Source organism: Streptomyces sp. f51, from assembly GCF_037940415.1.
Classification (GTDB): domain Bacteria; phylum Actinomycetota; class Actinomycetes; order Streptomycetales; family Streptomycetaceae; genus Streptomyces.
Map to the genome: position 1 here is coordinate 5,134,688 of NZ_CP149798.1, position 25,422 is coordinate 5,160,109.

Consider the following 25,422-nt stretch of genomic DNA (forward strand, 5'->3'; position numbering starts at 1 on the left):
ATGGAGTCTCAACTCCGTTGAGCACACGGCACATTGGCGCTCCAACACGCGATGCCGAGGCCCCGGCGGGCGGCTGACGTGGGCCTTCGTGCTCCTGTCGGGGGTCCGCCGGAGCCGTCGGCGGGGACGGCGAAGGGCGCCCGCGGCACGGGCCCGAAGTGACCTTCGAGTCCGGCGCGGACGCCCTTCGTCCGGTGTGACGGATGGGGTCCGGAGTCGCTCAGCGCTCCCCGCCGGGGACCCACAGGACATCGCCGGTGTCCTTGTTCGCCGTACGGGCCAGGATGAACAGGAGGTCCGAGAGCCGGTTGAGGTAGGTGGCCGTGAGCGGGTTCATCGCCTCGCCGTGGACCTCCAGCGCGGCCCAGGTCGAGCGCTCGGCCCGGCGTACGACCGTGCACGCCTGGTGCAGGAGCGCGGCGCCCGCGGTGCCGCCGGGCAGGATGAAGGAGCGCAGCTTCTCCAGCCGCTCGTTGAACAGGTCGCAGTCCGCCTCCAGCCGGTCGACGTAGAACTGCTCGACCCGCAGCGGCGGGAACTTCGGGTCCTCGACCACCGGCGTCGACAGGTCCGCGCCGACGTCGAACAGGTCGTTCTGGACGCGGGTGAGGACCTGGACGACCTCGTCCTCCAGGCCGCCCAGCGCGATCGCCGTGCCGATGACGGCGTTCGCCTCGTTGGCGTCGGCGTACGCCGAGATCCGCAGATCGGTCTTGGCGACCCTGCTCATGTCCCCGAGGGCGGTGGTGCCCTGGTCGCCGGTCCGGGTGTAGATGCGCGTCAGATTGACCATGGAGTCAATCTAGACGGCCTCGCGGGCCCGGGAGGCGCCGTGCCCGCGAGGTGCGGATCACAGGGCGCGGAGTCGGCCGGCGAGCGTTCGTCCGGCCGACGGGACGGGACGTGACGGGTGTCTCACGCCCTGAGACCGTGACACGCGTTACTTACCGGTTTCACGCCCCCTTCCGAACGCTACTCTCCGCCGAAGAGGCATACACAAGCAGCGTGTTAAGGGAGTCTGAGTGGCTGGGAAGCTCGCCGTCATCGGAGCCGGACTCATGGGGTCCGGCATCGCCCAGGTCTCCGCGCAGGCGGGCTGGGACGTCGTTCTGCGCGATGTCACGGACGAGGCGCTGAACCGCGGCCTCGACGGCATCAAGGCCTCGTACGACAAGTTCGTGGGCAAGGGCAAGCTGGACGCCGCCGACGCGGAGGCCGCGCTCGGGCGCATCACGGCGACCACCGACCTGGACGCCGCCGCCGACGCCGACATCGTCGTCGAGGCGGTCTTCGAGAAGCTCGAGGTCAAGCACGAGATCTTCCAGGCGCTGGACAAGATCGTCCGCCCCGACACCGTGCTCGCCTCCAACACCTCCGCCATCCCGATCACCAAGATCGCGGCGGCCACGGAGCGCCCCGAGCGGGTCGTCGGCGTGCACTTCTTCTCGCCGGTCCCGATGATGCAGCTCGTCGAGCTGGTCCGCGGCTACAAGACCAGCGACGAGACGCTCGCCACCGCCCGCGCGTTCAGCGAGTCCGTCGGCAAGACCTGCATCGTCGTCAACCGCGACGTCGCCGGCTTCGTGACCACCCGTCTCATCTCGGCCCTCGTCGTCGAGGCGACGAAGCTGTACGAGTCGGGCGTGGCCACCGCCGAGGACATCGACCTCGCTTGCCGGCTGGGCTTCGGCCACGCCATGGGCCCCCTCGCCACGGCCGACCTCACGGGCGTCGACATCCTGCTGCACGCCACCGGCAACATCTACACCGAGACCCAGGACGAGAAGTTCGCCCCGCCGGAGCTGATGCGCCGGATGGTTGACGCCGGTGACATCGGGCGCAAGAGCGGGCAGGGCTTCTACAAGCACTGAACGATCATGCGGCGGCCGGGATCCGGCCGCCGCATGTGCCACGGACACCGCGCACACCTCTCGGATGTCACTCCATGAGGTGAATTCGGTATCGGTTCGCTTACAGACGGCAACCTCCGGGGCCCTCAGGCAGTCAGACCATGCACAACATGCAGACGCGAAGACGCGGAAACAGACACACGCGGAGTTACGAGACGCATTCTCGGGGAGCGCATATGTACATCAGGGGCGACCACGCCGAGCTGGTCGTCGGGGGCCGCCTCGACGTACGCAGCGCGGCGGACGCCCGCACGGTCCTGCACACGGCCGTCGACGACGGAGCGGGCGATCTCGTGCTGGACCTGTCCGAGCTGGACTCCTGGGACGCCACCGGCCTCGGTGTCATCATGGGGGCCCACCGGCGTGCCGGGCGGTGCGGCCGACGGCTCGTCCTGCGCGGAGTGCCGCCGCAGATGCAGCGTCTGCTGGTGGCCACCCGGCTGCACCGGATCCTGGCGATCGAGGGCGGTATCGGGGTCGAGTCGCTGCCCCGGGTGTGACCCGAGCCGGCGGCGCCCCCTCGCTCCGCGTGTGCGACCGCGCACGCCCCGAGCGCCGCACCAAACCGCGCCCCGACCGGTGCGCCGAGCCTGCCACGTGCACAATCCTCACGAAGCTGTGACGGTTCGGACGGCGCGGTACCCCGCCTGTTCGTAGATACTGTGCGAAGGTTTAGGGTTCGGCTGCCCGCCGACCGAAACCCTACGAGCGGGCACCGGACCAGAAGCGACGAAGCGCTGTGCAGCCAGGCCGGGAGGGCATCGGCACACGACGCTTTTGGGGGGCTTGGAACATGGACCCGATCGACCGGGGCTCCGAGGACTACGGTCAGGACGACGAGGGCCAGGTGACTCGCCCGCGCCCGCCGCGCGACCCCCTCGCAGCCGACCTGGGACAGCACAAACCCGCACCCGTGCGCACCGTCAGACTCGTGGCGGGCGAATTCGCCCTCACGGTCAACCCCGTCGACGGCAGCGAGATCGAGAACTGCCCGCCGCACGAGCGGCCCGGGACGCCGGCCAAGTACGGCGCCGCCGAACGCGCCGAACTGGCCCGCGCGGCCCAGCCGCCCGCACCGCCCGGCCCGGCACAGCCGCGGCTGCCGCTCCTCGAACGCCACGAGGAGCGCGAGCAGCTCGTACGCCTCCTCGCGCGCGGACGCTCGGCACGGCTCACCGGCCCCTCGGGCTCGGGCCGCACCGTCCTGCTGGACGCCGTCGCCGAGGACTGCTCGGACCTCGCGCCCGACGGTGTCGTCCGCCTCTCCGGCTACGGGCGCACCGCGAGCGACGTGCTCCACGACCTCTTCGCCGCCGTCTACGAGGCACCCCTGCACCGTCCGGATCACGACGAACTGCTCGTGCTGGTCCGCGAGATCGGCGCGGTCGTCATCCTCGACGACGCGGAGATCGGCGGCGGCGCCCTCGACATGCTGCTCGACGCCACCCCCGAGTGCGCCTTCGTGATCGCGGCCACCCCGGACATACCCCATCCCTCGGCCCAGGCCGAGGTCGAAGAGGTCCTCCTGGGCGGACTCGACCGCAGCGGCGGTCTCGAACTCCTCGAGCGTGCCGTCGGACGCGTCCTGAGCGAGGACGAGTCGAACTGGGCGGGCGACCTCTGGTTCGAGTCCGAGGGCCTGCCGCTGCGCTTCATACAGGCCGGAGCGCTGCTCAGGCAGCGCGACCGGCTCCAGGCCAGGGAAGAGGCCTTCGACGAGTACGGGGTCTTCCAGGAGGCCCCGGCCGACGTCCCGTTCCAGGGCGGCGACGGCGCCGACGTACCGCTGCCCTCCCTCGCCGAGGGCGCCGCGCCCGCCGCGCTGCTCGCCTCCCGGCTCAGCGAGTCGGCGCGCGCCACCCTGCGCTTCGCCGTCGCGCTCGGCGGCGAGGTGCCCCACCAGGCCCATCTGCCCGCGCTCGTGGGCGACACCCACGCCGACGCCGCGCTCGCCGAGCTCGCCGCCTCCGCGCTGGTCTCCCCGGTCGGCTCCCGCTACCGGCTGGCCGCCGGGGTGCAGGCCCAGCTGCTGGCCTCCGGATACGCGGAGACGCTCCAGGAGAGCGCGCTGGCCGCCGCCCGCCACTACACCTGGTGGGCCGGGCACCCCTCGGTCACCCCGGAGCGGGTCTGCGCCGAGGCGGACGCGGTGCTCGCCGCCCTGGATGTGCTCGTCCCGGTCACCACCGCGCCGCTGGAGGAGGGCGAGGAAGCGGCCTCCGTCCGGCTCGCCCGCACCGCGGCGCCCGCCTTCGCCTCGGGGCTGAACTGGAGCGCCTGGGAGCGCGTCCTGCGCCTCGGGGTCGAGGCCTCCGAGCTGGCCGGCGACATCGGTGAACAGGCCTATTTCCACCACGAGTTGGGCGTCATCGCGCTCTGCGGCCACCAGCTGGACCGGTCCCGTGCCGAGCTGGAGGCCTCCGTCGCCCTGCGCGGCGAGCTCGCCGACAAGCGGGGCATCACCGCCGGCCGCCGCGCCCTCGCGCTGGTCGCCGACCGCTCAGGACCCCTCCAGCTGACCGGTGGGGGCACCCCGGCGGGCGAGGAGGTGCCGGACGCGCGTCACGAGGAGTCGATGTCGCCCCCCGGCGGCGTCCCGTACGCGTACGCCGTCACCGACCCGTCCGGCGACACCGTGATGCTCTCCCGCGCGGGCGGCCCCGGCGTTCCCGGGGCCAAGCCGCGCGGCGTCGCGGGGCGGCTGGTCGACGGCACCCGGCGCAACCTGGTGGCCGCGGGCGCGGGCGCGCTCCTCGTCGCCGTCCTCGGGACCGTGGTGACCCTCGGCGCGACCTCCGACCACGGCAACGACACCCCGTCCGAGAAGGTCGGCGTCAACCCGTCCGCCACCCAGGACGCGCAGGACGACAGTCTGGGCGCGGACACGCCGAAGAAGGGCGACGACTCCTCTCCCAGCTCCGTGCCCAAGCCCACCGACCCGGGCCCCGACGGCACGTACGGCACCTCGGACGACCCGACGCCCTCCGCCACCGGGAGCCGGCGGCCCTCCGCCGAACCGAGCGGGACGCACACGAGCACCGGCCGGCCCTCGAACTCGCCGTCCTCGTCGCCGTCGAAGCGGCCCACGCACCGGCCGTCCCCGTCCCCCTCGAAGACGAGCCCTTCGCCCTCCGCGACCTCCCCGAGTCCCTCGGGCTCCACCTCGCCGTCGGCCACCGAGTCGTCGAGCCCGGGCACCACCGACACCGCGAGCGGCCCCGTGTCGACCGGAGCGCCGCACGCCACGGACGCGACGCCGGCCGGCAGCGGCCCGGCCACGACGTCGCCGGGCGGCACGGTGATCTGACCGTACGGTCCGGACGTACGGCCGGACCGCGGGCGTGAACGGCGGGAGGGCCGGTCCGGACATCGGACCGGCCCTCCCGCCGTATACGAACCCGGGGGGCTCAGAACAGACGCAGTTTGTCGTCCTCGATGCCGCGCAGGGCGTCGTAGTCCAGGACCGTACAGCCGATGCCGCGGTCGGTGGCGAGGACGCGGGCCTGGGGCTTGATCTCCTGGGCCGCGAAGACGCCGCGGACCGGCGCGAGATGCGGGTCGCGGTTCAGCAGGTCCAGATACCGCGTGAGCTGCTCCACGCCGTCGATCTCGCCGCGGCGCTTGATCTCCACGGCGACGGTCTGCCCCTCGGCGTCCCGGCACAGGATGTCGACGGGACCGATGGCCGTCATGTACTCACGGCGGATGAGGGAGTAGCCCTCGCCCAGGGTCTCGATGCGGTCGGCGAGCAGCTCCTGGAGGTGCGCTTCCACGCCGTCCTTGATCAGGCCGGGGTCCACGCCGAGTTCGTGCGAGGAGTCGTGGAGGATCTCCTCCATCGTGATGATGAGCTTCTCGCCCGCCTTGTTGATGACGGTCCAGACGCCTTCGTCGTCGCCCGACCCCTCCTTCAGTGTGCAGGGCGGCGACATCCAGTTGAGGGGCTTGTAGGCCCGGTCGTCCGCGTGGATCGAGACGCTGCCGTCCGCCTTCACGAGGATCAGGCGGGGCGCCGACGGGAGATGGGCGGTGAGCCGGCCCGCGTAGTCCACGGAACAGCGGGCAATGACGAGACGCATGGTCGGCAACGCTACTCGACCGGCGGTGGTGCACGCGATTCCCGGCCCCGTCCCGTGACCCCCTCCGGCGCCCGGCCCGAGGTGGCATCCGCGGTTCGCCCCATTTGTCCAACGGGGCGGCTCCGCCGGGCCCGGCCCGGCGTTTTCGCGGGTCACCCCATTGATCCTGAAGGTTCCGTGTTCCTCCGTGGCCGATTGTCGGCCTACCGCGCGTTCGCTATGTGCCCATTCTCCTGGTGCCGTTACCTGCCGATGCTTACCGTATGAACGGGAGGTCGCGATACATGTACTCAGCGTGTTCGATATCGCGATCCCCGTCCCTGTCCGGCAACCCCCGAGGTATGGGGGTGCGAGAGGAGTACCCATGTCGCTCGACGTCTCACCGGCCCTACTCCAACAGGCCGAGCGAGGCGAGGTCGATGAAGCTGAATTCGTCGACTGCGTCCGGACCTCCCTGCCCTACGCATGGGAGATGATCAGCTCCCTGGTGGCCCAGCTGAAGGTCGACGGCGGCAATTTCGCCGACAACCAGACGCCTCCGCCGGACGAGCAGGCACGTGGCCAGTTGCTGCGTGCGCTCGCGAGTGACGCGATACGCGGCGCGCTACAGCGGCACTTCGGAGTGCGGCTGGCCTTCCAGAACTGCCACCGGGTGGCGGTGTTCCCACTGGACGAATCGGTGGACGACACACTGGCACGCTTCACCTCGGTCCGCAGTCAGCTGCTCAACCAGTCCCCGGAGTTCAGGGACTGCTGACGCACTGATGCCGCATTGCTTGCCGCTCCGTACGCGGGAGGTGCATTGGTACTGGAGCGGCAAGCTCCCCGCGTGTCCGGCCCGTCGGGCCGGACTCCGTGCGGTCACCCGAGCTGGGGCAGCACCTCGGCCCCGAGCCGCCGTACGTTCTCCTCGGTCGCCGCCAGGTCGCCCGAGCCCTCGACGAGCAGGGCGAACCGTGTGATGCCCGTCCGCTCCGAGGTCGCCGCGAGCCGGTCCGCGCACAGCCGCGGAGTGCCCACCGGGTGCAGCCCGCAGAGCAGTTCGGTGTACGCCACCGGGTCCCGCATCGAGCGGGCGCGGCCGTCCACCGTCACATGGGCGTCCAGTCCCTGCTTCAGCCAGCCCGGCATCGCCTTCACGAGCGTCTCGACGGCGTCGGTGCGGCGGTCCGCGATCTGGCAGACGCCGGCGGAGACGTGCGCGGCCGTGAGGATCTCGTCCGTGGGACGGCCCGCCGCGCGCGCGTGCCGGCGCCACAGTGCGACCATTTCGGCCTTCTCCTCGTCCCCGACGTGCATGCCCAGGAGCATCGGCAGTCCGCGCTCGGCGGCGAGCCGGACGCTCGCGGGCGAGGTGCACGCCACGACCACCTCGGGGCCCGGAGCTCCGCTCAGCGCCTCCGACGGGCGTGGTACGACGGGGACTTCACGGAACGGGAACCGCTCGGAGCCGCCCGCGACGGTCGGCTCCCGGAGCCAGCGAATCAGCAGATCGAGTGACTCGGGGAACCCGTGTTCGTAGGCCGCGAGACCGGCGCCGAAGACCTCCAGGTCGACCCAGGGGCCGCCGCGGCCGACCCCGAGCGAGAACCGCCCGCCGGACGTCAGGTGCAGCAGGGCGGCCTGCTCGCCGAGCGCCACGGGGTGGACGGTGGGCAGCACGCTGACCGCCGTGCCGATCCTGATGCGGTCGGTGCGGCCGAGCAGATACGCGGCGAGTGTGACGGCCGACGGGCATGTCCCGTACGGCACGAAGTGGTGTTCGGCCAGCCAGACCGCGTCGAGCCCGGCCTCTTCGGCGACCTCGGCCGACCGCACCGCGCGGTGCAGGGCCTCTCCCTGGCCCTGGCCAGGGAACTGGGCGCCCAGTACAAAACTTCCAACGTGCATCGAACTTCCTGCTTCCTCGGCTCCGACACGGAGCTCCCCCGACCGGCATAACCGCCTGACACGTGCCGAAGACACGGCCTTGCGGAGAGATTTGCGGATTGTCTGGGAATTGGGCTGTCCGGAGACGGCCCGAGGTCGGTCCGAGGGGGGATCTGTGCGGGTTGGCGGAGTACGCGTACCCCTGTGCGTCCCGCGTAGGCTTGAGTCGGCCCCTGCCCCCTGTATAGCTCCGTGAGGTGTCCCTTGTCCCCGCGTCGCAACCGTCCGAAGGACGCCGGCTCGTCCGGCAGGAGCCCCGAGGAGGACTCGTCGGACCGTTACGGCGGCTGGCAGTCCACGGAGAGCTGGCAGGGCGATGAGTGGAGCGTGCGCCACGTGGCGGGCGCGAGCGCGCAGGGCAAGACCTACCGGTGCCCCGGCTGCGACCAGTTGATCCCTTCCGGCGTTCCGCACGTGGTGGCCTGGCCGGAGCACTCGGGCGTCGACGAGCGGCGGCACTGGCACAAGGCCTGCTGGAACGCGAAGGACCGCCGCACCTCGCGGGTGCAGCGGTCCCGTAACGCGCCCAGGTTCTAGGCGACTTGGGCCGTCCCTCCGGCCTCTCGTCGCCGCCCGGGTGCGGTCGTCACACGTCCCGGCGCTCCAGGAGCACGAAGGCGGCGGCGACGGCCACCGCCGTGACCGCGGCGAGCAGGCCGAGCTGGGCGACGCCGTTGCCCTGCTCCTCGTTGAGCCGGAAGACCTTGGCGAGGGAGCTGATGGCGGCGTACTCCTGCATCTTCTCGCCGATCGTCCGCAGGGTGTCGGACATCATCAGGAACGCGGGCAGGATCGAGGGCAGGAGCACGACGCCGAGCATCGTGGTGATCGCGCCGGCCGAGTGACGCATCATCGAGCCCACGGCGAGCGAGAGCACGCCGAGCAGCGAGACGTACAGCGCGCCCATGAAGACGGTGGCGCCCCACGGGGCGTGGGCGTCGCCGCTGTGCAGGCTCGCGGTGAACAGGCCGATGAGCCCGATCGACAGGGCCGAGACGGCGAACGCGACCGCGAAGAAGATGATCAGCTTGGCGGCGAGCACCCGGTGCCGCTGCGGCGAGGCCGTGAACGTCGTACGGATCATGCCCGTGCCGTACTCGGAGGAGACCACCAGCACGCCCAGCGTCAGCAGGCAGATCTGACCGAGCAGCAGGCCGATGAACGCGGGGACGGTGAACGGGATGTCCGTGAAGTCCTCGTTCGTGGTCTGCACGGCGACCAGGAAGCCGATGCCGACCACCAGGAGCAGGAAGGTGCCGAGCGTCCACATCGTGGAGCGCACCGACTTGATCTTCGTCCACTCGGAGTTGAGCGCGTGCCCGAGGTGGGTGCGGGTGACGGGGATCGGCGAGGTGTACGACGTGCCGGGCGCCGCCTGCCAGGCGGGGGCGGCGGCCGCCTGCTGCGGCATCGGGGGCTGGGGCGTGCTCATCGGGCGTCCTCGGGCTTGGTCAGGTCGGCGGCGGGCGCGGGCGTGGGGGCGGCTTCGGGAGCGGCGGCCGGAGCGGGCTCGGGAGCCGCGGCGGGCGCCGGGGCGGCGGCGGGTGCCGGGGTGCCCGCGGGGCCCTGGGCGTACGGGTTGACGTCCGCGGCGCCGGGGGCGGCCGGAGCGCCGTAGGGGCCGGGAGCGGCGGCGGGGGCCGCGGGAGCCCCGTACGGTCCGGACTGCGGCATGGCGAACGGCTGCCCGCCCTGCTGCGGCGGCAGCGGCGCGTACCAGCCGGGCTGGCCCTGGCCCGCCACCGGCATCTGCGGCGGCGGCATCGCGCCCGGCGGCAGCTGCTGCTGGAGCCCGGCCTTCTGGTCGACGGTCGAGCGGTAGTCGACGGCGCCCTGCGTCATCCGCATGTACGCCTCCTCCAGCGAGGCCTGGTGCGGCGACAGCTCCCACAGCCGGACGTCGGCGGAGTGCGCGAGGTCGCTGATGCGGGGGAGCGGCAGCCCGGTGACGCGCAGCGCGCCGTCCTGCTCGGGCAGCACCTGGCCGCCGGCCTCGGTCAGCGCGGCGGTCAGCTTCTCGCGCTGCTGCGGCTCGGTCTCCGGGGTGCGCACCCGGGCGAAGTCGGCCGAGTTGTGCGAGATGAAGTCCTTGATGCTCTGGTCGGCCAGCAGTTGGCCGCGGCCGATCACGATGAGGTGGTCGGCGGTCAGCGCCATCTCGCTCATGAGGTGCGAGGAGACGAAGACCGTACGGCCCTCGGAGGCCAGCGCCTTCATCAGGTTGCGCACCCACAGGATGCCCTCGGGGTCGAGGCCGTTGACCGGCTCGTCGAAGAGCAGCACCTGGGGGTCGCCGAGGAGCGCGGCGGCGATGCCGAGGCGCTGGCCCATGCCGAGCGAGAAGCCCTTGGAGCGCTTTCGCGCCACGTCCTGGAGACCGACGACACCGAGCACCTCGTCCACGCGGCGGGCCGGGATGCCCGACAGCTGGGCCAGGCTCAGCAGGTGGTTGCGGGCACTGCGGCCGCCGTGGACGGCCTTGGCGTCGAGGAGCGCGCCGACCTGACGGGGCGCGTTGGGCAGCCTGCGGTAGGGGAAGCCGCCGATCGTCACCTGACCGGAGGTCGGATTGTCGAGGCCGAGGATCATGCGCATCGTCGTCGACTTGCCCGAGCCGTTGGGCCCGAGGAACCCGGTGACGGCACCCGGCCGGACCTGGAAGGAAAGGTTGTACACGGCTGTCTTGGCGCCGTAGCGCTTCGTCAGGCCGACTGCCTCGATCATGCTCCGCACCCATCGAAAGGTTCAGGACGTCGGGGCGCACGCCCCCGTAAGGGTTAGGAGGATATCCGGGCGCCGACGGTTCCACTCAAGGGAAAGTAAAGTCGCGCCCATCGGACGGTGAAAGATCCAGTAGAGGGCGACGGCTCGTACGGGTGTCCTGTCAGGTACCCGACTTTCTTGATCGGCGGGAAATCGGGCGGGAAAGGGAATGCGCGTCCGGCCCGCCGACGAGGAAAGTCAGGGGTGCCGCGGCAGGGAATCGTCCAGCGGCGGAAGGTCGTCGTAGAGCCGCAGCTCGGCCGATTCGTCGAGGTAGGGCAGGAAGTCGGTCTGCGGCAGCACCCAGCCCTCCTCGCCGAAGATCAGCGTGCCCGCCTCGCGCAGCGACCGGTCCGCGCCCGCGCGGCGCACCCAGGCCGCCGGGTCGGGCCCGAGCAGCTCCCGCAGGCGCCCGGATCCGGCCAGCAGGGCGGCCAGGAGTTCGGACTGGTCGCCACCGCCGGGGCGGGGTCGCCCGGTCTCCGGATCGGCGAGCACGCCGTGCGCGCTGAAGTAGATGTACGCGCCGCCGAGCCGTTCCCCGGACGGCATCGTCATCGTGAACGCGTCGCCGGGGAGTATCGCCCGGCGGTAGTCGGGGAACTCGGTGTCGTCGACGGCCTTGAGCTGCGTCGAGTCCAGCCAGGTGACCACGAGCGTCGTCTCGGCGCCGCGGTCCACGTACGGCGTCCCGGCCACGTAACCGGCCGGGCTGATGTGCCCGGAGCAGCCCACGCCGATCCCGCCCACCCGCACCGGGACCATCGGCACGGTCGCCGGGATGCCCAGGCGGGTCAGCTTGTGGGCGACCTGCCCGGGAGAGGCGTTCGAGCCGACGGCGATGACCGGGTGGCGCAGCCCCGTACCCACCTGCCCCAGGTCGGCCAGGGCCTCGTCCAGCCGCTGCTGCGCCTGGCGCTCCTCCACGAACCACTCGCCGAGCCGCAGCGGGCGCACGTCCAGCTGGAGCAGCTCGCCGCCGGTCAGCAGGGACGGCTCGGTGGTGGGCCGGCCGGGATAGGTGAGGGGCTTCTTCGCGGGCACGTCGCTCAGGCCCAGCGCTTCGAGGCTTCGGTCCTTCGTCGTCACGGTGACGCCCTCCGGGGGTGGTGTCGCGCGCATGCGGGCACAGCCTTTCACGCGAGATGAACCTGGGCCTTCACCCGAGATGTACCCGGCGTGGGCCCCGGTCTCCCCGGCTGGGCGCGGTTGGCCGGAACCGACACCGGGAATGATGTCGCCCTTATTGTATGCGTGGGGGCGAAATCGGTTACGGGGGAAGCGAGTTGAGGCCGATGAGGCAGGTGCTGCGGAGGCTGGGACGACCCCGGGGCGTAGCGGTGCGGGGAGCGGCGCACCCGCGCTACCGCATGTCCGTTCGCTGGTGGATCGCGGGGCGCACCGTGCACGCGCTGCTGCTGATGGCGCTCGGCGCGCTGGCCGGGCTCTCGGTCGTCGTGGCGGCGGCCTGGACGCTGACCGAGCACTCGGCGCGATCGATGGCGGAGCGGTTCTCTGACGGGGAGCGGCTGCTCGATCTCAGTCTGGGCGTGCTGCGGGCCTTCGTCGGCACCGACAGCCTCGCCCCCGAACCGGACAGCACCGCCCATCAGCTGCTCGCCACGCTCGCGTCCGTGACCGGCGCGCTGGTGCCGGCGGTCCTGCTGGGCATCGTCCTGATCAAGCTGTTCGCGTTGCGCCCCTTCGTGTGGCGGCGGCGGGCCAGCATCTCGCGGGCCTGGACCGCCGACTTCCCCGGCTACTCGCGGCGGCACGCGGACAGCGACGACGCCATCATCGCCGTCCGCTTCTACAACCGGTTCGACAACCTGTCCGTCGTCGACCTGAGGGCCCGTGCCCATCTGCGCTATCTGGAGACCTCCCCGCACGACGGCAGCCTCGTCATCTACAAGCAGTGGCTGAAGGTGCTGGACGCGCAGGGCGAGCCGGCCGACGAGCGGAGCTGGCTCGCGGTCGAGCGAGGGGCCCCGTTCACGGTCTGGATTCCGGTCGAGGCGCCGGTGCCCCGGCTGCCGTTCTCCCGGATCCAGGGCAAGGACCTGTCCTCCTCGTCCGGGGTGAAGCTGCTCGTCCGGCTGACGGCCAGGACCGTCGGACTCGGCACCGAGGTCGCCGACGAACGCTGGTTCGACCTGGAGGCGGGGGACTTCGAGATCGGCCGGTTCGTGCCGCTCCAGCCCGACCTCGGCAAGGACGTGTGGAAGTGGACCGGCTGGCCCGACTTCGACGCCCTGCTGGCCCCCGACACCCCGGACCCGGAACCACCGGCTCCACCGGCGGGAGCAGCTGCCGCCGGTCCGAGGACCGAACTCCCCGCCGTGGCGGGGGACGAGCCTCCCGGCCCGGCGGGGGACGGCTCGCCCGACTCGGGCGGAGGCGAGCCGTCCGGCCCGGCCGGGGACGAGCCTCCTGGCGCAGAGGGGGACGAGCCTCCCGGCCAGGACGGGAGCGGGGACGGGGATCAGCCTCCCGGCCCGGCGGGGGACGAGCCCGATGGTCCGACGGGGGACGAGCCCGATGGTCCGACGGGGGACGAACCCGATGGTCCGGCGGGGGCTCGTGTTCCTGGCCCCCGCGTGACCTGACCCCGCGTCGGTGCGATCCCGGACGACCTGCCCCCCAGGGGCCTAAGCGTCTCGTTTCTTGAGCAGGGCGTAGCCGCCCGCCAGGGCCACGGCGACCCACAGGAGCATGATGCCGAGGCCGCCCCAGGGACCGTAGGGAGTGTCGTCGAGGGGTGGCACCACCCGCATGATCCTGCTGCCGGCCTGGTCGGGGAGATAGCGGCCGACCTTCTTGGTCGCGGACACGGCCCCCAGGATGTTGGAGATCAGGAAGAAGAACGGCATCAGGATGCCGAGCGAGAGCATCGGAGAGCGCAGCATCGCCGCGACCCCCATCGAGAAGACGGCGATGAGCGTCATGTAGAGCCCCCCGCCGATCACCGCGCGCAGTACCCCCGGATCACTGATCGCCGTCCGGTGCGTACCGAGCGCCGCCTGGCCCACGAAGAACGTGATGAAGCTGGTGATCATGCCGACCACCAGCGCCAGGCCGGCCGCCACGGCGACCTTGCTGAACAGGAACGTGCCCCGCTGCGGGACCGCCGAGAGCGAGGTGCGGATCATGCCGGTGCTGTACTCGTTGCCGACGACGAGCACCCCGAACACGATCATCGCGAGCTGGCCGAGGGTCATGCCCGCGAAGCTGATGAACGTCGGGTCGAACGTCAGCCGGTCCTGCGGGCTCATGTTGTCGAACTCGTTGTTGGAGAGGATCGAGATGAGCAGACCGAGGGCGATCGTGACGACGGCCGCGAGGCTCAGCGTCCACACCGTGGACGACACGGACCTGATCTTGGTCCACTCGGACTTGAGTACCTGGGTGGCCGCCATGGTCAGCCCTTCTTCCAGTCGCCGCCCCATTGCGGGGAAACGGGCACGTCGGCCGGGCTCGACGCGATCTGCTGCGCGGGCCCGTCGGTGTGCGCGTGGTACTCCACCGACTCCGCGGTCAGTTGCATGAACGCCTCCTCCAGAGAGGCCTGCTGAGGACTCAGCTCGTGCAGGACGAGCTGGTGCTGCGCGGCCAGCTCACCGATGCGCTCCGGCTCCCCGTCGTCCACCTCCAGCGCCCCGCTGCCCGTCTGGACGACGGTGATCCCCGCGCCCTTCAGCACATCGAGCAGCCGCTCGCGCTGCGGGGAGCGGACCCGGACGTAACTGCGCGAGTTCTGCCGGATGAAGTCGGCCATCGAGGTGTCGGCGAGCAGCCTGCCCTGGCCGATCACGACGAGGTGGTCGGCGGTCAGCGCCATCTCGCTCATGAGGTGCGAGGAGACGAAGACCGTACGGCCCTGGGAGGCGAGGGTCTTCATCAGATTGCGGATCCAGTGGATGCCCTCGGGGTCCAGGCCGTTGACCGGTTCGTCGAACATCAGGATCCGCGGGTCCCCCAGCAGCGCCCCGGCGATGCCGAGCCGCTGCCCCATACCCAGCGAGAACCCCTTCGCCTTCTTCCGCGCGACCGCGGTGAGGCCGACGGTGTCCAGGACCTCGTGCACGCGCGCCCTCGGGATGCCGTTGCTCTGGGCGAGGCACAGCAGATGGTTGAAGGCGCTGCGGCCACCGTGCATGGCCTGCGCGTCCAGCAGGGCGCCGATGTACTTCAGCGGGTCCTTCAGCCGGTCGTAGTGCTGTCCGTCGATCCGGACGTCGCCGGCGGTGGGACGGTCGAGCCCCAGCATCATCCGCATCGTCGTGGACTTCCCGGCGCCGTTGGGCCCGAGGAAGCCGGTGACGATGCCCGGTCTGACCGCGAACGTGAGGTTGTTGACCGCCACCTTCTCGCCGTACCGCTTCGTCAGCCCCTCGAGCTCGATCATGCGGCCACGCTAAGGCGGCCCTTGGGGGCCTGCCACTTGACGGCGGGGCCCCGCCCCGACGACGACAAGGCCCGCGCCCTCGGTGAGGGAGCGGGCCCTGGTGTCGTGCCGTGCGGTTACCGGGACTGCTGCGCCGGAACCCCGCGGGAGATCGGCTCGTCCTCGGCCGGACCGGTGGCGGCGGCCACCGCGGCGCCCGTGAGCGTCGCGAGCATCTCGCGGACGTTCGTGAGCTGCGCGTTGATCGAGTCGCGGCGGTTGGTGAGGGCGGCCAGCTCGCGCTCGGATTCCGAGCGGATGCGGTCGGCCTTGGCGTTCGCGTCGGCCACGATGTCCTCGGCCTGGCGCTGGGCCGTCTCCACCGTCTGACGGGCGCGGCGCTCGGCGTCCGTGCGCAGCTTCTCGGCCTCGAGACGGAGCTGCTCGGCGCGGTGCTCGATCTCCGCGAGGCGCTTCTCGGCCTTGGCCTGACGCGAGGCCAGGTCGCGCTCCGACTGCTCGCGGCGCTTGGCGAGGTTCGTCTCGAAGTCGGCGGCGGCCTGCGCGGCCTTGGCGCGGGTCTCCTCGAAGAGGGCGTCCGCCTCCTCGCGCTTGGACGCCGCGTCCTTCTGCGCGTCGGAGCGCAGCTGGGAGGCGTCGCTCTTGGCCTTCTCGACGATCCGGACGCCCTCGTCCTCCGCCTTGGCCTTGCGGTCGGAGGCGAACGACTCGGCGTCGTTGCGCACCTGCTGGGCCGCCGACTCGGCGAGCTCGCGGTGCTGCTCGGACGCGCGACGGGCCTCCTCGCGCAGGTCCTTGGCCTCCTCCTCGGCGAGGCGGAGGATCTTCTCGACGCGGGCACCGAGACCGGCGTACGACGGCTCCGCGTCGCTCACCTGCGCCTGGGCGTTCTGCGTTTCGAGATGGAGTTCCTCGATGCGCTTTTCGAGGGCGGTGATACGGGCCAGAGCGCTGTCACGGTCGGAGACGAGCTTCGAGATGCGTTCGTCCACCTGCGCGCGGTCGTATCCACGCCGCACAAGCTCGAAGCCGTAGGGGGAAGTGTCGCTCATGGGGATCCTGTCGAATGAGACCGGTGAGGTGATAGGTGGAATCCTAGGGGGCAATGCGGTGTGTCATCGAGCGGATACGTGTTTGATCTGGAGAATGACACTCCTTTTGGGTGGCCGGCTGTGGGAAGGCTTGCCAGAACCTGTGACAAACCTCCCACGCGGCACGTAATCGGTGCTTCCGTCCGGCGGATCACGCCGGAGGCGCCGACCGGCCCTAGCTCTCCGACGTCTTGCCGCCCGAACGCGCCGCCCCCGCGGCCGCACCCGCCTTCACTCCGCCGTCCTTGGCACCCGCCGGGGCCTCGAAAGACTCCAACGCCTCCAGGACGTCCTGGACACGGGAGATCTCCGTGTTGATGTCCTCGCGCCGGCGGACCAGGACCTCCAGGTCGCGCTTGCCCTCCTCGACGGCGGCCTTCGCCTCCTGGATCGCCTCGGACCGGATCTTCTCCGCCTCGGAGACGAGCGAGGACTTCTTCAGCTCGGCCTCCTTCAGGAGCCCCTCGGCCTTGCGGACGGCGGCGATACGGACCTTGCTCGCCTCGGAGTTCGCCTCCGCCACGAGGTCCTTGGCCTTCGCCTCGGCCTCGGCGAGCTGCTCCTCGGCCGCCTTGATGAGCGCGTCGCACCGGTCGCCCGCGTTCTTCATCGCCTCGGACGACTCGCGGCGCGCCCGCTCGTGCAGGTCCTCGATCTCGGAGGTGACACGGTCGCGCAGCTCCTCGGCCCGCTCCCGGATCGCCGTCGCGTCCCGGCGCGCGCCGACCAGCAGCTCGTCCGCGTCCGTACGGGCCCGCTCCACGAGGGTGTTGCCCTCGACGGTCGCCTCGGAGACCAGCCGCTCGGCCTCGCCACGCGCCACGCCGACCATCGTGTCGGCCTGCGACTCGGCGTCCGCCGTCGTCTTCTGCGCGCTCTGCTGCGCCTCGGCGAGCAGCTTGTCCGCCTCGGACGCCGTCTCGGTGATGAGCGTGTCGACCTGCTCGGCCGCCTCGGAGCGCTTCTTGTTGGCCTCCTGGCGTGCCTCGTCCAGCAGGCGCTCGGCCTCCTCGCGCGCCGCCGCCGTGCGCCGCTCGCCCTCCTCCGTGGCCCGCACCTTGAAGCGCTCGGCCTCGGTACGGATCCGCTCGGAGTGCTGCTGGGCGGAACCGACCGCCTCGGCGGCCTCGGCCCGCAGCCGCTCCGCGTCACCGGTCGCGTCCGAGATGAGCTTCTCGGCCTTGGCCACGGCCTCGGCGCGCACCCGCTCGGCCTCGGCCGCGGTCTCGATCCCGAGCCGCTCGGCCTCCGCCGTCGCCTCGGTGATCAGCGTGTCCACCTGCGCGGCCGCGTCCGAACGCATCCGGTTCGCGTCCTCCCGGGCGTCGGCGCGGGTGCGCGCGGCGTCCTGGTCGGCGTTCGCGATGGCGTCCGAGACCTCGGTGCGCACCCGCTGGGCGTGCTCGGAGGCGTCCGAGCGCATCCGCTCCGCCTCCGCGATCGCCTCGGCGACCGTGCGCTCCGCGAGAGCCGTCGCGGCCTCCCGCTCCTCGTTCGCCTCGCGCCGCAGCCGTGCCGCGTCCTCGCCGGCCCGCTCGCGCTCGGCGTAGGCGTCGGCGCGGACCCGGTCCGCTTCTTCCTGCGCCTCGGTGCGCGTACGGTCCGCCGCGTGCTCGGCGGCCGAGCGCAGCCCGGTGATCTCCTCCTGGGCGCTTTCGTGCAGCCCCGCCACCGAGTCCCGCACCTGCTGCGCGGTCTGCTCGGCGTTGGAGACCATCTCCGTGGCGCGCCGGTCGGCCTCCTCGACCAGGCGTACGGCCTCGGTCTGGGCCTCCTCGACCCGCTTGCGCGCGGACGCGAGGAGCTCCTCGCTCTGCTCGCGGGCCCGCTCGCGCTCCTGGTCGGCCTCCTGGCGCGCCGAACCGAGGGTCTCCTCGGCCTCGCGGCGGCGCCGGGCGGCCTCCTCCTGCGCGGCGGCCAGCGTCTCGGCGCCCTCGGCCGCCAGACGTTCGGCCGCGGCCTGGGCCTCGCTCCGTACCCGGTCGGCGCTGTCCTGTGCCTCCGTCTTCAGCCGCTCGGCCTCCGCCGCGGCCTCCGAACGCAGCCGTACGGCGATGGCCTCGCCCTCGGCACGGGACGCCGACGCGTCCGCCGCGGCCTCGTCGCGCAGCCGGTCGGCCTCCGTCGCGGCCTGCTCCTGGAGCGTGCGGATCCGCTCGGCGGACTCCGAACGCAGCCGGTCGATCTCCTCGGAAGCCTCGCGGCGGATCCGCTCGGCCTCCGCGCGCGCGTCGGTCAGCGCCTGCTCGGCGGAGGCCAGCCGCTCCTCGGCCTCCGTGTGCAGCCGGGCCAGTCCCTCGGCGGCCTCGGCCTGACGGGCCTCTATGGCCCGCTCGGTCTCCTCGCGCTGCCGTTCGGCCACCCGCTCCGCGTCGGCCACGATCGTCTCGGCCCGCTCCTCGGCGTCCGCGCGGTGCCGGTCGGCCTCCGCGCGGGTCCGCTCCAGCGTCTCCTCGGCCTGCCGGCGCAGCGCCGTGGCGCGCTCGATGGCCTCGGTGCGGACCTTCTCGCTGTCCGCGGTGGCGGCCTGGCGCAGTTCGTCCGCGTCCGCCTTCGCCTTGCCGAGCAACTCCTCGGCGGTCCGCGCGCCCTCCTCGATCTGCTGGACGGCCTCGCGCCGGGCCTCGGCGCGGATGCGCTCACCCTCGGCGACGGCGTCCGAACGCAGCTGCTCCGCGTCACCGCGCAGCCGGCGGGCCTCCTCCTGGAGCTCGACGGTCTTGGCGCGGTACTCCTTGGTGTCGTCCTTCGCCGTGCCCTTGAGCTGCTCGGCGATGTCGTGCGCCTCGGCACGCAGCCGGTCGGCCTCGGTCTCCGCCTCGGTGCGGATCCGCTCGGCCTCCTCGGCGGCGGCCCTGGTGGTGCGCTTGGCCTCCTCGGACGCCTTGTTCAGCACGTCCTCGGCGGTACGGGCCGCCTTCGCGAGCTGGGAGGCGGTCTCCTCGGCGGTGAGGCTGCGCGCGCTCTCCTCTGCCTCCGCGACGATCGTCTCGGCCTTGCTGCGGGCGTCCGCGACGATCTGCTCGGCCTCGGACTTGGTGGTCTCGGCCTCCTGGTTGGCCTCGCTGACCAGCCGGGCGATCTGCTCCTTCGCCGTCCGTGTGCGCTGTTCGTTGACCGACTCGGCGCTCGCGATCGTCTTCGACGCGGCTTCCTTGGCCTCGCTGAGGACCTTGTCCGCCTCGGCCTGGGCCTCGCGCAGCGCCGTCTCGGCGGCGCTCATCCGCTGCTCGGCGGCCCGGCTCAGCTCGGTGGCCTGACGGCGGGCGTTGTCCGATTCGCTCGCCGTGGAGCTGCGCAGCTGCTCGGCGTGGTCGGTGGCCTCCTGCGCCTGCGTGGAGGCGGCGTTCAGCAGGCGTTCGGCGTCCGTGCGGGCACGGCGCAGCAGCGCCTCGGCCTCCGCGCGGGCGGCCTCGGCGTCGGTGGTGAGCCGCTGGCGCGCCTCGGCGGCGACCCGTTCGGCCTCCGCGCGGGCGGCGGCGAGCGCCTGCTCGGCCTCGGCGCGCGACTCGTCCACCAGGCGGCGGGCCTGGGACTCGGAGCGGGCGCGCAGCTGCTCGGCCCACGCCACGTTCTCGTTGACGTGCGACTCGACGGTCTGGCGGCGTTCCGCCAGTTCCTGGTCGAGCTGCTGACGCCGGGTGACGGCCTCCTGGTGCAGTTCCGCCTGGAGGCGGGCCGAGTGCTCGGCGTGCTCCTGGAGGAGACGCTGGGTCTGCGCCCGCGCCTGGCTGATCTCGCGCTCGGCGTCGACGCGCAGCTGGTCGGCCTGCATCTGGGCATTGCGGAGCATCTGCTCGGCCTGATAGCCGATGTCGGACCCGTCGTAGGCAGGACGGGTCGCCAGACTGCGGCGCGCCTCGTGCAGCTTGGCGCGCAGCACCTCGACCTGATAGCCGCGGTCCTCGGCGTGCTGGACGGCCTTCTCCCGCTCGGTCTTCAGCCGTTCCATCTCGGCCTCGAACCGAGAGAGGTGGTCGACGTCAGCCGCCGGCTCTCGCTCCTGGCGTTCGTAGCCCCGCACTGCGCGGTCCCATCCGTCCCCTGGTCATGTAATTCCGAACGAGCACCGTTCTTCGGCCGAACGGGGCCCCCGGGGAATGGTGTCAGATCAACGGCGGAGCACGGGCTGCTGCCCCGACGCTCGCCCCCCGAAACCTGGACCCCGGCCCTTGGTCCCGCTCGCCGGAAGGCGCCGGGACCACGGCCGTCCCCCGCGAAAGGCGACGGCCGAGCCCAACCCTACCGGCCCAGATATACGGAGGTCAGTGCTCAGGTGACTCAACCGCCGCCGAAGTGACCAGTTCTGTCAGTACTCCGTGGCAATCCTTGGGGTGCAGGAAGGTGATCCGGGACCCCATGGACCCGGTCCTCGGCTCGTCGTAGAGCACTCGGACGCCCTTGCTCCGGATGTCCGCGGCGTCCGCGTCGACGTCCGCGGTGCCGAAGGCGATGTGGTGCACGCCCTCGCCGTTCTTGGCCAGCCACTTGCCCACGGCGGAGTCCTCGCGGGTGGGTTCCAGCAGCTGGAGGTAGGAGGCGCCGCCGTCGGACGTCTCGTTGATCTTGAGCATGGCCTCCCGGACACCCTGCTCCTCGTTGACCTCGGAGTGGAAGACTTCGAAGCCGTACGTCGCACGGTAGAACTCGACAGTCGTGTCGAGGTCGAAACAGGCGATCCCGATGTGGTCGATTCGCGTCAGCATGGAGTCAGTGCAGCGCTCCCGGCGTGGTTACGCAACGTGCGCGCGATCACACTGCGGGCCGGATGACGGGTGGCCTACCGCTCAGTACATTCTCAGTAAACCCTCGTTCACTCCTCGGCTGTGCAGCCGGTAAGGGGATCGCACCTCATGTCTGGAACGAACAGCAACACCTCGGTGATCGTCGCGGGCGCCCGAACGCCCATGGGACGACTGCTGGGCTCGCTGAAGTCCTTCTCCGGGGCCGACCTCGGCGGCTTCGCGATCAAGGCCGCCCTCGACCGCGCGGGCATCGGCGGCGACCAGGTGCAGTACGTGATCATGGGCCAGGTGCTCCAGGCCGGGGCGGGGCAGATCCCGGCACGCCAGGCCGCCGTCAAGGCGGGCATCCCCATGAACGTCCCGGCCCTGACCATCAACAAGGTGTGTCTCTCCGGCCTCGACGCCATCGCCCTCGCCGACCAGCTGATCCGCGCCGGCGAGTTCGACATCGTGGTCGCCGGCGGCCAGGAGTCCATGACGAACGCGCCCCACCTGCTCCCGAAGTCCCGCGAGGGCTTCAAGTACGGCGCCATCGAGATGCTCGACGCCATGGCCTACGACGGTCTGACGGACGCCTTCGAGAACATCGCCATGGGCGAGTCGACGGAGAAGCACAACACCCGCCTCGGCATCCAGCGTCCCGTGCAGGACGAGATCGCCGCGCTCTCCCACCAGCGCGCCGCCGCCGCCCAGAAGAACGGCCTCTTCGAGGCGGAGATCACACCCGTGGAGATCCCGCAGCGCAAGGGCGAGCCGGTCGTCTTCAGCAAGGACGAGGGCATCCGCGCCGAGACGACCGCCGAGTCCCTCGGCAAGCTGCGTCCCGCCTTCGCCAAGGACGGCACCATCACCGCGGGCAGCGCCTCCCAGATCTCGGACGGCGCCGCCGCCGTGGTCGTGATGAGCAAGGCCAAGGCGCTGGAGCTCGGTCTGGAGTGGATCGCGGAGATCGGCGCCCACGGCAACGTGGCCGGCCCCGACAACTCGCTCCAGTCGCAGCCCTCGAACGCGATCCTGCACGCCCTCAAGAAGGAGGGCCTGGGGGTCGAGGACCTCGACCTGATCGAGATCAACGAGGCCTTCGCGGCGGTCGCTGTCCAGTCAATGAAGGACCTCGGGGTGTCCACGGAAAAGGTGAACGTCAACGGCGGCGCCATCGCCCTCGGCCACCCGATCGGCATGTCCGGCGCCCGCCTGGTGCTGCACCTGGCCCTCGAACTGAAGCGGCGCGGCGGCGGCGTCGGCGCGGCCGCCCTGTGCGGCGGCGGCGGCCAGGGCGACGCCCTGATCGTGCGGGTGGCCAAGGCCTGACCCGCTTTCGCACGACCGACCTCTCGTGAACGGAGCTGTGATGCAGGACGTCTCCTCGCTGGTGACCCAGGCCAGGGAAGGGCGGCCGCGGGCGGTGGCCCGGCTGATCTCCCTCGTGGAGGGAGCGGCACCGCAGCTCCGTGAGGTCATGGCGGCGCTGGCCCCGCTGGCCGGCAACGCGTACGTGGTGGGGCTCACCGGTTCGCCCGGCGTCGGCAAGTCGACGTCGACGTCGGCGCTGGTGACTGCCTACCGCCGGCAGGGCAAGCGGGTCGGCGTCCTCGCCGTCGACCCGTCCTCGCCGTTCTCCGGCGGCGCCCTGCTCGGCGACCGCGTCCGCATGTCCGACCACGCCTCGGACCCGGGCGTCTACATCCGCTCGATGGCCACGCGCGGGCACCTCGGCGGCCTCGCCTGGTCGGCCCCCCAGGCGATCCGCGTCCTGGACGCGGCGGGCTGCGACGTGATCCTGGTCGAGACGGTGGGCGTCGGCCAGTCGGAGGTGGAGATCGCCTCCCAGGCGGACACCTCCGTCGTCCTCCTCGCCCCCGGCATGGGCGACGGCATCCAGGCGGCCAAGGCGGGAATCCTGGAGATCGGCGACGTGTACGTCGTCAACAAGGCCGACCGCGACGGCGCCGACGCCACCGCCCGCGAGCTGAACCACATGCTCAGCCTCGGCGAGTCCCGCGGCCCGGGGGACTGGCGGCCGCCGATCGTCAAGACCGTCGCCGCGCGCGGCGAGGGCATCGACGAGGTCGTCGAGGCCCTGGAGAAGCACCGGGCGTGGATGGAGGAGCGCGGCGTCCTGGCCGAGCGCCGGCTCGCGCGGGCGTCCCAGGAGGTCGAGACGATCGCCGTCACCGCGCTGCGCCGCCGCATCGGCGACCTCCACGGCGACCGCCGCCTGAGCGCCCTCGCGGAACGCATCGTCGCGGGCGAACTCGACCCGTACGAGGCCGCGGACACCCTGATCGAGGGCCTGAAGGAAACCTGACCCGCCGTGCGCGTCCCGGCCCGCCCCCGGCGCGCCGGGGCGCGGCGCGTCGCGCCCGCACCGCACCGGTGCGCGCCGCGGGACGGCACGCCCCTCCGGAGACGGCTCGACGTGCCGGGGTGCGCACCCGGCGAGGTGCGCCCGGTGCTCGTAAAGGCCTGGCCGACCGCCGGGCACCGCTGTTACGTTGACGGCATGTTCCTCCTCCTGGCATAGGGCCCGCCCAGGCCCGCGACGTGAACGCAGCACCGTGGCTGTGGCGTCGCGGCACTCAGGCGACCCCTGTCCCGCCTCGCTGTTGAGGAACTCCACCCATGTCTGCGTCGTCCTCGCGGCCGTCCTACGCCGCGCTCCTCCGCGTTCCCCATGCCCGCCGCACCTTCCTGGCGGCCATGACCGGCCGTCTCTCGTACGGCCTCGTCTCCCTGGCCATGATGCTCACCACCACCCGCGCCACCGGCTCGTACGCCGTGGCCGGCACGGTCATGGCGCTGTTCGGCGCGATGAGCGTGTTCCTGTCGCCCGCGCGGGCGGCCCTGATCGACCGGTACGGCGCCCGCCGCGCCCTGATCCCCATGGCCTCGCTCTACGCGGGCCTGCTCACCCTGTTCGCGGTCACCGCCTGGCGGCCCGGCGCACCCGTGGCGGCGATCGGCGCGGTGGCGGTCGCCGCCGGTGCCTGCACACCCCCGCTCGGCCCCACGATGCGTGCCGTGTGGGGTGAAATGGTCCGGGACGAAAGGCTGTTGCGGCGGGCGTACAGTCTCGACGGCGTCGTGGAGGAGATCCTCTTCGTCTCCGGGCCGCTGGTCGTCGGGGCGGTCGTGCAACTGGCACCGCCCGCGGCCGCCGTCGCGCTCAGCGCCCTGCTGGTGTGGTCGGGAACCCTGGCCTTCGTCTCGTCCCCCGTCGTGGCGGGCGTCCGCCCGGCCGCCGCGCGAGCGGCACGTGGCGGGCGCCGCCGGTGGGGCGGCCGGGGTCTCGCCCGGCCCGTGGTCGTCGCCGCCGGTGTCGGTCTCTCCCTCGGCGCGGTCGACCTTCTGGTTATGGCGTTCGCCGAACAGCACCGTCACGGCGCGGGCGCGGTGGCCTGGGTGCTCGCCGCGCTCTCGCTGGGCAGCGCGCTGGGCGGTCTGCTGAACGGCGCGGTCGACTGGCGCGCGGCGCCCGAGGCCCGGCTGCCGCTGCTCGCCGGAGCCCTGGGCCTCACCCTGCTCGGAGCGGGACTCGCCGACGGCCTCGGCACCCTGGCCGTGGCCGTGGCCTGCGCCGGCTTCTTCGTGGCCCCGGCCCTGACCACGGCCTATCTGACGGCCGACGCGGCGGCCCCGCCGGGCTTCCGCACCCGGGCCGGCGCCTGGGTCAACACCGCGGTGAACGCCGGGAGTTCCGTGGGAGCCGCCGGTGCGGGCCTGCTGGTGGGCCGGCTGCCGCTCGGCCCCTGCTTCGCGGTCTCGGGGGCGGCGGCCCTGGTGGCGGCCCTGGTGTGCGTACGGAACGCACGTGCCCCGCGTCCGGATGCGGACGCGGGGCACGGTGCGGACGGCGCGTGGTCCGCGGTGACGGAGGGCGCGCAACTGCCCGGCTGACGGAGGCCGTCGGGACCCGACCGGGGATGCGGGGGCCCCGGTCCTACGGCTTGCCGCGCTGTCCCAGCAGGTGCTCGGCGATCGGGCGCAGCGACTTGTGCAGGTCCTCGAGCGCCTCGGGCGAGACGAGGTCGATGAAGTGCCGCCGCACGGAGGCCACATGGTGCGGCGAGACCTTCTTCATGGTCTCCATGCCGTGCTCGGTGAGGACCGCGTACAGGCCCCGCCGGTCGGACTCGCAGTTCTCGCGGCGCACCAGGTCCGCGTTCTCCATGCGCGTGATCTGGTGCGAGAGCCGGCTCTTGGACTGGAGGGTGGCGGAGGCCAGATCGCTCATCCGCATGCGATCGCCCTCCGACTCGGAGAGGTTCACCAGGATCTCGTAGTCGTTCATCGTCAGCCCGAACGGCTGAAGGTCCCTCTCAAGCTGGTACGTCAACAGCCTGTTGACCTCCAGGTGGGTGCGCCAGGCGCACTGCTCCGCATCGGTCAGCCAGCGCGTGGCCGTCTCGGTCTCCATGAATGAAGTCTACCTAAAATGTTGAAATGCGAACTAGTGAGGGGTTGTGTGACCGTGCGCACGTGTTCGATGTGCGTTCGACG

Annotated in this window: 21 protein-coding genes; 9 read left to right on the forward strand and 12 right to left on the reverse strand. The window is 72.0% G+C overall.

Annotated features, from left to right (window positions below; translation table 11 throughout):
- Positions 1-220 precede the first annotated feature (220 nt).
- Positions 221-793 (reverse strand): cob(I)yrinic acid a,c-diamide adenosyltransferase, encoded by a 573-nt coding sequence (locus WJM95_RS22540; RefSeq protein ID WP_103550959.1) that lies wholly within the window; start codon positions 791-793, stop codon positions 221-223.
- A gap of 229 nt (positions 794-1,022) precedes the next feature.
- Between WJM95_RS22540 and WJM95_RS22545 the strand changes: the two genes are divergently transcribed.
- The 3 genes from WJM95_RS22545 to WJM95_RS22555 all read left to right on the forward strand — a co-directional run bounded on the left by WJM95_RS22545 (position 1,023) and on the right by WJM95_RS22555 (position 5,217).
- Positions 1,023-1,871, forward strand: a complete 849-nt coding sequence (locus WJM95_RS22545) for a 3-hydroxyacyl-CoA dehydrogenase family protein (protein ID WP_339131575.1) — start codon at positions 1,023-1,025, stop codon at positions 1,869-1,871.
- 215 nt (positions 1,872-2,086) lie between these two features.
- Complete coding sequence (locus WJM95_RS22550) at positions 2,087-2,410, forward strand: STAS domain-containing protein (protein WP_329301685.1); 324 nt, start codon at positions 2,087-2,089, stop codon at positions 2,408-2,410.
- Between the two features lie 293 nt (positions 2,411-2,703).
- Complete coding sequence (locus WJM95_RS22555) at positions 2,704-5,217, forward strand: ATP-binding protein (RefSeq protein WP_339131576.1); 2,514 nt, start codon at positions 2,704-2,706, stop codon at positions 5,215-5,217.
- A 100-nt stretch (positions 5,218-5,317) separates the two neighbouring features.
- Here the strand turns inward: WJM95_RS22555 and nucS are convergent, their stop codons facing one another.
- Positions 5,318-5,989 carry an endonuclease NucS gene (gene nucS, locus WJM95_RS22560; protein ID WP_339131577.1) on the reverse strand — a complete coding sequence of 224 codons (672 nt, stop codon included), beginning with the start codon at positions 5,987-5,989 and terminating at the stop codon, positions 5,318-5,320.
- Between the two features lie 364 nt (positions 5,990-6,353).
- On the opposite strand from nucS, the gene WJM95_RS22565 reads away from it, so the two are divergent.
- Entirely contained in the window at positions 6,354-6,746 is a 393-nt protein-coding gene (locus tag WJM95_RS22565; protein WP_339131579.1) for an SCO5389 family protein, read from the forward strand.
- 104 nt (positions 6,747-6,850) lie between these two features.
- On the opposite strand, the gene WJM95_RS22570 is transcribed toward WJM95_RS22565, so the two are convergent.
- Positions 6,851-7,879, reverse strand: coding sequence for an LLM class flavin-dependent oxidoreductase (locus tag WJM95_RS22570; protein WP_339131580.1), 1,029 nt, complete (start codon positions 7,877-7,879; stop codon positions 6,851-6,853).
- Between the two features lie 243 nt (positions 7,880-8,122).
- Between WJM95_RS22570 and WJM95_RS22575 the strand changes: the two genes are divergently transcribed.
- A complete protein-coding gene (locus WJM95_RS22575) occupies positions 8,123-8,455 on the forward strand; it encodes an ATP/GTP-binding protein (RefSeq protein ID WP_339131581.1) in 333 nt (110 codons plus the stop codon).
- A gap of 49 nt (positions 8,456-8,504) precedes the next feature.
- Here WJM95_RS22575 and WJM95_RS22580 read toward each other — a convergent pair whose 3' ends face one another.
- The 3 genes from WJM95_RS22580 to WJM95_RS22590 form a co-directional block, all read right to left on the reverse strand.
- Positions 8,505-9,350 carry an ABC transporter permease gene (locus WJM95_RS22580; protein ID WP_339131582.1) on the reverse strand — a complete coding sequence of 282 codons (846 nt, stop codon included), beginning with the start codon at positions 9,348-9,350 and terminating at the stop codon, positions 8,505-8,507.
- Positions 9,347-10,642 (reverse strand): ABC transporter ATP-binding protein, encoded by a 1,296-nt coding sequence (locus WJM95_RS22585; RefSeq protein ID WP_339131583.1) that lies wholly within the window; start codon positions 10,640-10,642, stop codon positions 9,347-9,349. Before WJM95_RS22585 ends, WJM95_RS22580 begins: the two co-directional genes overlap by 4 nt.
- 237 nt (positions 10,643-10,879) lie before the next feature.
- Positions 10,880-11,803, reverse strand: a complete 924-nt coding sequence (locus WJM95_RS22590) for a hypothetical protein (protein ID WP_339131584.1) — start codon at positions 11,801-11,803, stop codon at positions 10,880-10,882.
- Positions 11,804-12,051: 248 nt separating this feature from the next.
- On the opposite strand from WJM95_RS22590, the gene WJM95_RS22595 reads away from it, so the two are divergent.
- The gene (locus WJM95_RS22595) at positions 12,052-13,287 is read left to right on the forward strand and encodes a hypothetical protein (protein WP_339131585.1); all 1,236 of its coding nucleotides are present in this window, start codon (positions 12,052-12,054) and stop codon (positions 13,285-13,287) included.
- 42 nt (positions 13,288-13,329) lie between these two features.
- Here WJM95_RS22595 and WJM95_RS22600 read toward each other — a convergent pair whose 3' ends face one another.
- The 5 genes from WJM95_RS22600 to mce form a co-directional block, all read right to left on the reverse strand.
- Positions 13,330-14,097 (reverse strand): ABC transporter permease, encoded by a 768-nt coding sequence (locus WJM95_RS22600; RefSeq protein ID WP_339131587.1) that lies wholly within the window; start codon positions 14,095-14,097, stop codon positions 13,330-13,332.
- 2 nt (positions 14,098-14,099) lie between these two features.
- The gene (locus WJM95_RS22605; protein WP_339131589.1) at positions 14,100-15,086 is read right to left on the reverse strand and encodes an ABC transporter ATP-binding protein; all 987 of its coding nucleotides are present in this window, start codon (positions 15,084-15,086) and stop codon (positions 14,100-14,102) included.
- 116 nt (positions 15,087-15,202) lie between these two features.
- A complete protein-coding gene (locus WJM95_RS22610) occupies positions 15,203-16,138 on the reverse strand; it encodes a cellulose-binding protein (protein WP_339131591.1) in 936 nt (311 codons plus the stop codon).
- 214 nt (positions 16,139-16,352) lie between these two features.
- Positions 16,353-20,201: a polarized growth protein Scy gene (gene scy / locus WJM95_RS22615; protein ID WP_339131593.1), complete on the reverse strand. Its 3,849-nt coding sequence runs from the start codon at positions 20,199-20,201 to the stop codon at positions 16,353-16,355.
- 241 nt (positions 20,202-20,442) lie between these two features.
- Positions 20,443-20,883 (reverse strand): methylmalonyl-CoA epimerase, encoded by a 441-nt coding sequence (gene mce, locus WJM95_RS22620; protein ID WP_339131594.1) that lies wholly within the window; start codon positions 20,881-20,883, stop codon positions 20,443-20,445.
- Positions 20,884-21,030: 147 nt separating this feature from the next.
- On the opposite strand from mce, the gene WJM95_RS22625 reads away from it, so the two are divergent.
- The 3 genes from WJM95_RS22625 to WJM95_RS22635 all read left to right on the forward strand — a co-directional run bounded on the left by WJM95_RS22625 (position 21,031) and on the right by WJM95_RS22635 (position 24,819).
- The gene (locus WJM95_RS22625; RefSeq protein ID WP_339131595.1) at positions 21,031-22,233 is read left to right on the forward strand and encodes an acetyl-CoA C-acetyltransferase; all 1,203 of its coding nucleotides are present in this window, start codon (positions 21,031-21,033) and stop codon (positions 22,231-22,233) included.
- Positions 22,234-22,273: 40 nt separating this feature from the next.
- Positions 22,274-23,230, forward strand: a complete 957-nt coding sequence (gene meaB / locus WJM95_RS22630) for a methylmalonyl Co-A mutase-associated GTPase MeaB (RefSeq protein WP_339135766.1) — start codon at positions 22,274-22,276, stop codon at positions 23,228-23,230.
- A 314-nt stretch (positions 23,231-23,544) separates the two neighbouring features.
- Positions 23,545-24,819 (forward strand): MFS transporter, encoded by a 1,275-nt coding sequence (locus WJM95_RS22635; protein WP_339131596.1) that lies wholly within the window; start codon positions 23,545-23,547, stop codon positions 24,817-24,819.
- Between the two features lie 43 nt (positions 24,820-24,862).
- Here WJM95_RS22635 and WJM95_RS22640 read toward each other — a convergent pair whose 3' ends face one another.
- Positions 24,863-25,339: a MarR family transcriptional regulator gene (locus tag WJM95_RS22640; protein WP_339131598.1), complete on the reverse strand. Its 477-nt coding sequence runs from the start codon at positions 25,337-25,339 to the stop codon at positions 24,863-24,865.
- Positions 25,340-25,422 lie beyond the last annotated feature (83 nt).

What these genes read in the sequence shown, in the direction of transcription:
- WJM95_RS22605 (WP_339131589.1), bottom strand. Translation starts at nt 15,086, where the DNA reads ATGATCGAGCTCGAGGGGCTGACGAAGCGGTACGGCGAGAAGGTGGCG.
- nucS (WP_339131577.1), bottom strand. Translation starts at nt 5,989, where the DNA reads ATGCGTCTCGTCATTGCCCGCTGTTCCGTGGACTACGCGGGCCGGCTC.
- mce (WP_339131594.1), bottom strand. Translation starts at nt 20,883, where the DNA reads ATGCTGACGCGAATCGACCACATCGGGATCGCCTGTTTCGACCTCGAC.
- WJM95_RS22580 (WP_339131582.1), bottom strand. Translation starts at nt 9,350, where the DNA reads ATGAGCACGCCCCAGCCCCCGATGCCGCAGCAGGCGGCCGCCGCCCCC.
- WJM95_RS22635 (WP_339131596.1), top strand. Translation starts at nt 23,545, where the DNA reads ATGTCTGCGTCGTCCTCGCGGCCGTCCTACGCCGCGCTCCTCCGCGTT.
- WJM95_RS22600 (WP_339131587.1), bottom strand. Translation starts at nt 14,097, where the DNA reads ATGGCGGCCACCCAGGTACTCAAGTCCGAGTGGACCAAGATCAGGTCC.
- WJM95_RS22555 (WP_339131576.1), top strand. Translation starts at nt 2,704, where the DNA reads ATGGACCCGATCGACCGGGGCTCCGAGGACTACGGTCAGGACGACGAG.
- WJM95_RS22565 (WP_339131579.1), top strand. Translation starts at nt 6,354, where the DNA reads ATGTCGCTCGACGTCTCACCGGCCCTACTCCAACAGGCCGAGCGAGGC.
- meaB (WP_339135766.1), top strand. Translation starts at nt 22,274, where the DNA reads ATGCAGGACGTCTCCTCGCTGGTGACCCAGGCCAGGGAAGGGCGGCCG.
- WJM95_RS22570 (WP_339131580.1), bottom strand. Translation starts at nt 7,879, where the DNA reads ATGCACGTTGGAAGTTTTGTACTGGGCGCCCAGTTCCCTGGCCAGGGC.
- WJM95_RS22590 (WP_339131584.1), bottom strand. Translation starts at nt 11,803, where the DNA reads ATGCGCGCGACACCACCCCCGGAGGGCGTCACCGTGACGACGAAGGAC.
- WJM95_RS22640 (WP_339131598.1), bottom strand. Translation starts at nt 25,339, where the DNA reads ATGGAGACCGAGACGGCCACGCGCTGGCTGACCGATGCGGAGCAGTGC.
- WJM95_RS22585 (WP_339131583.1), bottom strand. Translation starts at nt 10,642, where the DNA reads ATGATCGAGGCAGTCGGCCTGACGAAGCGCTACGGCGCCAAGACAGCC.
- WJM95_RS22625 (WP_339131595.1), top strand. Translation starts at nt 21,031, where the DNA reads ATGTCTGGAACGAACAGCAACACCTCGGTGATCGTCGCGGGCGCCCGA.
- WJM95_RS22595 (WP_339131585.1), top strand. Translation starts at nt 12,052, where the DNA reads ATGTCCGTTCGCTGGTGGATCGCGGGGCGCACCGTGCACGCGCTGCTG.
- WJM95_RS22540 (WP_103550959.1), bottom strand. Translation starts at nt 793, where the DNA reads ATGGTCAATCTGACGCGCATCTACACCCGGACCGGCGACCAGGGCACC.
- WJM95_RS22610 (WP_339131591.1), bottom strand. Translation starts at nt 16,138, where the DNA reads ATGAGCGACACTTCCCCCTACGGCTTCGAGCTTGTGCGGCGTGGATAC.
- WJM95_RS22550 (WP_329301685.1), top strand. Translation starts at nt 2,087, where the DNA reads ATGTACATCAGGGGCGACCACGCCGAGCTGGTCGTCGGGGGCCGCCTC.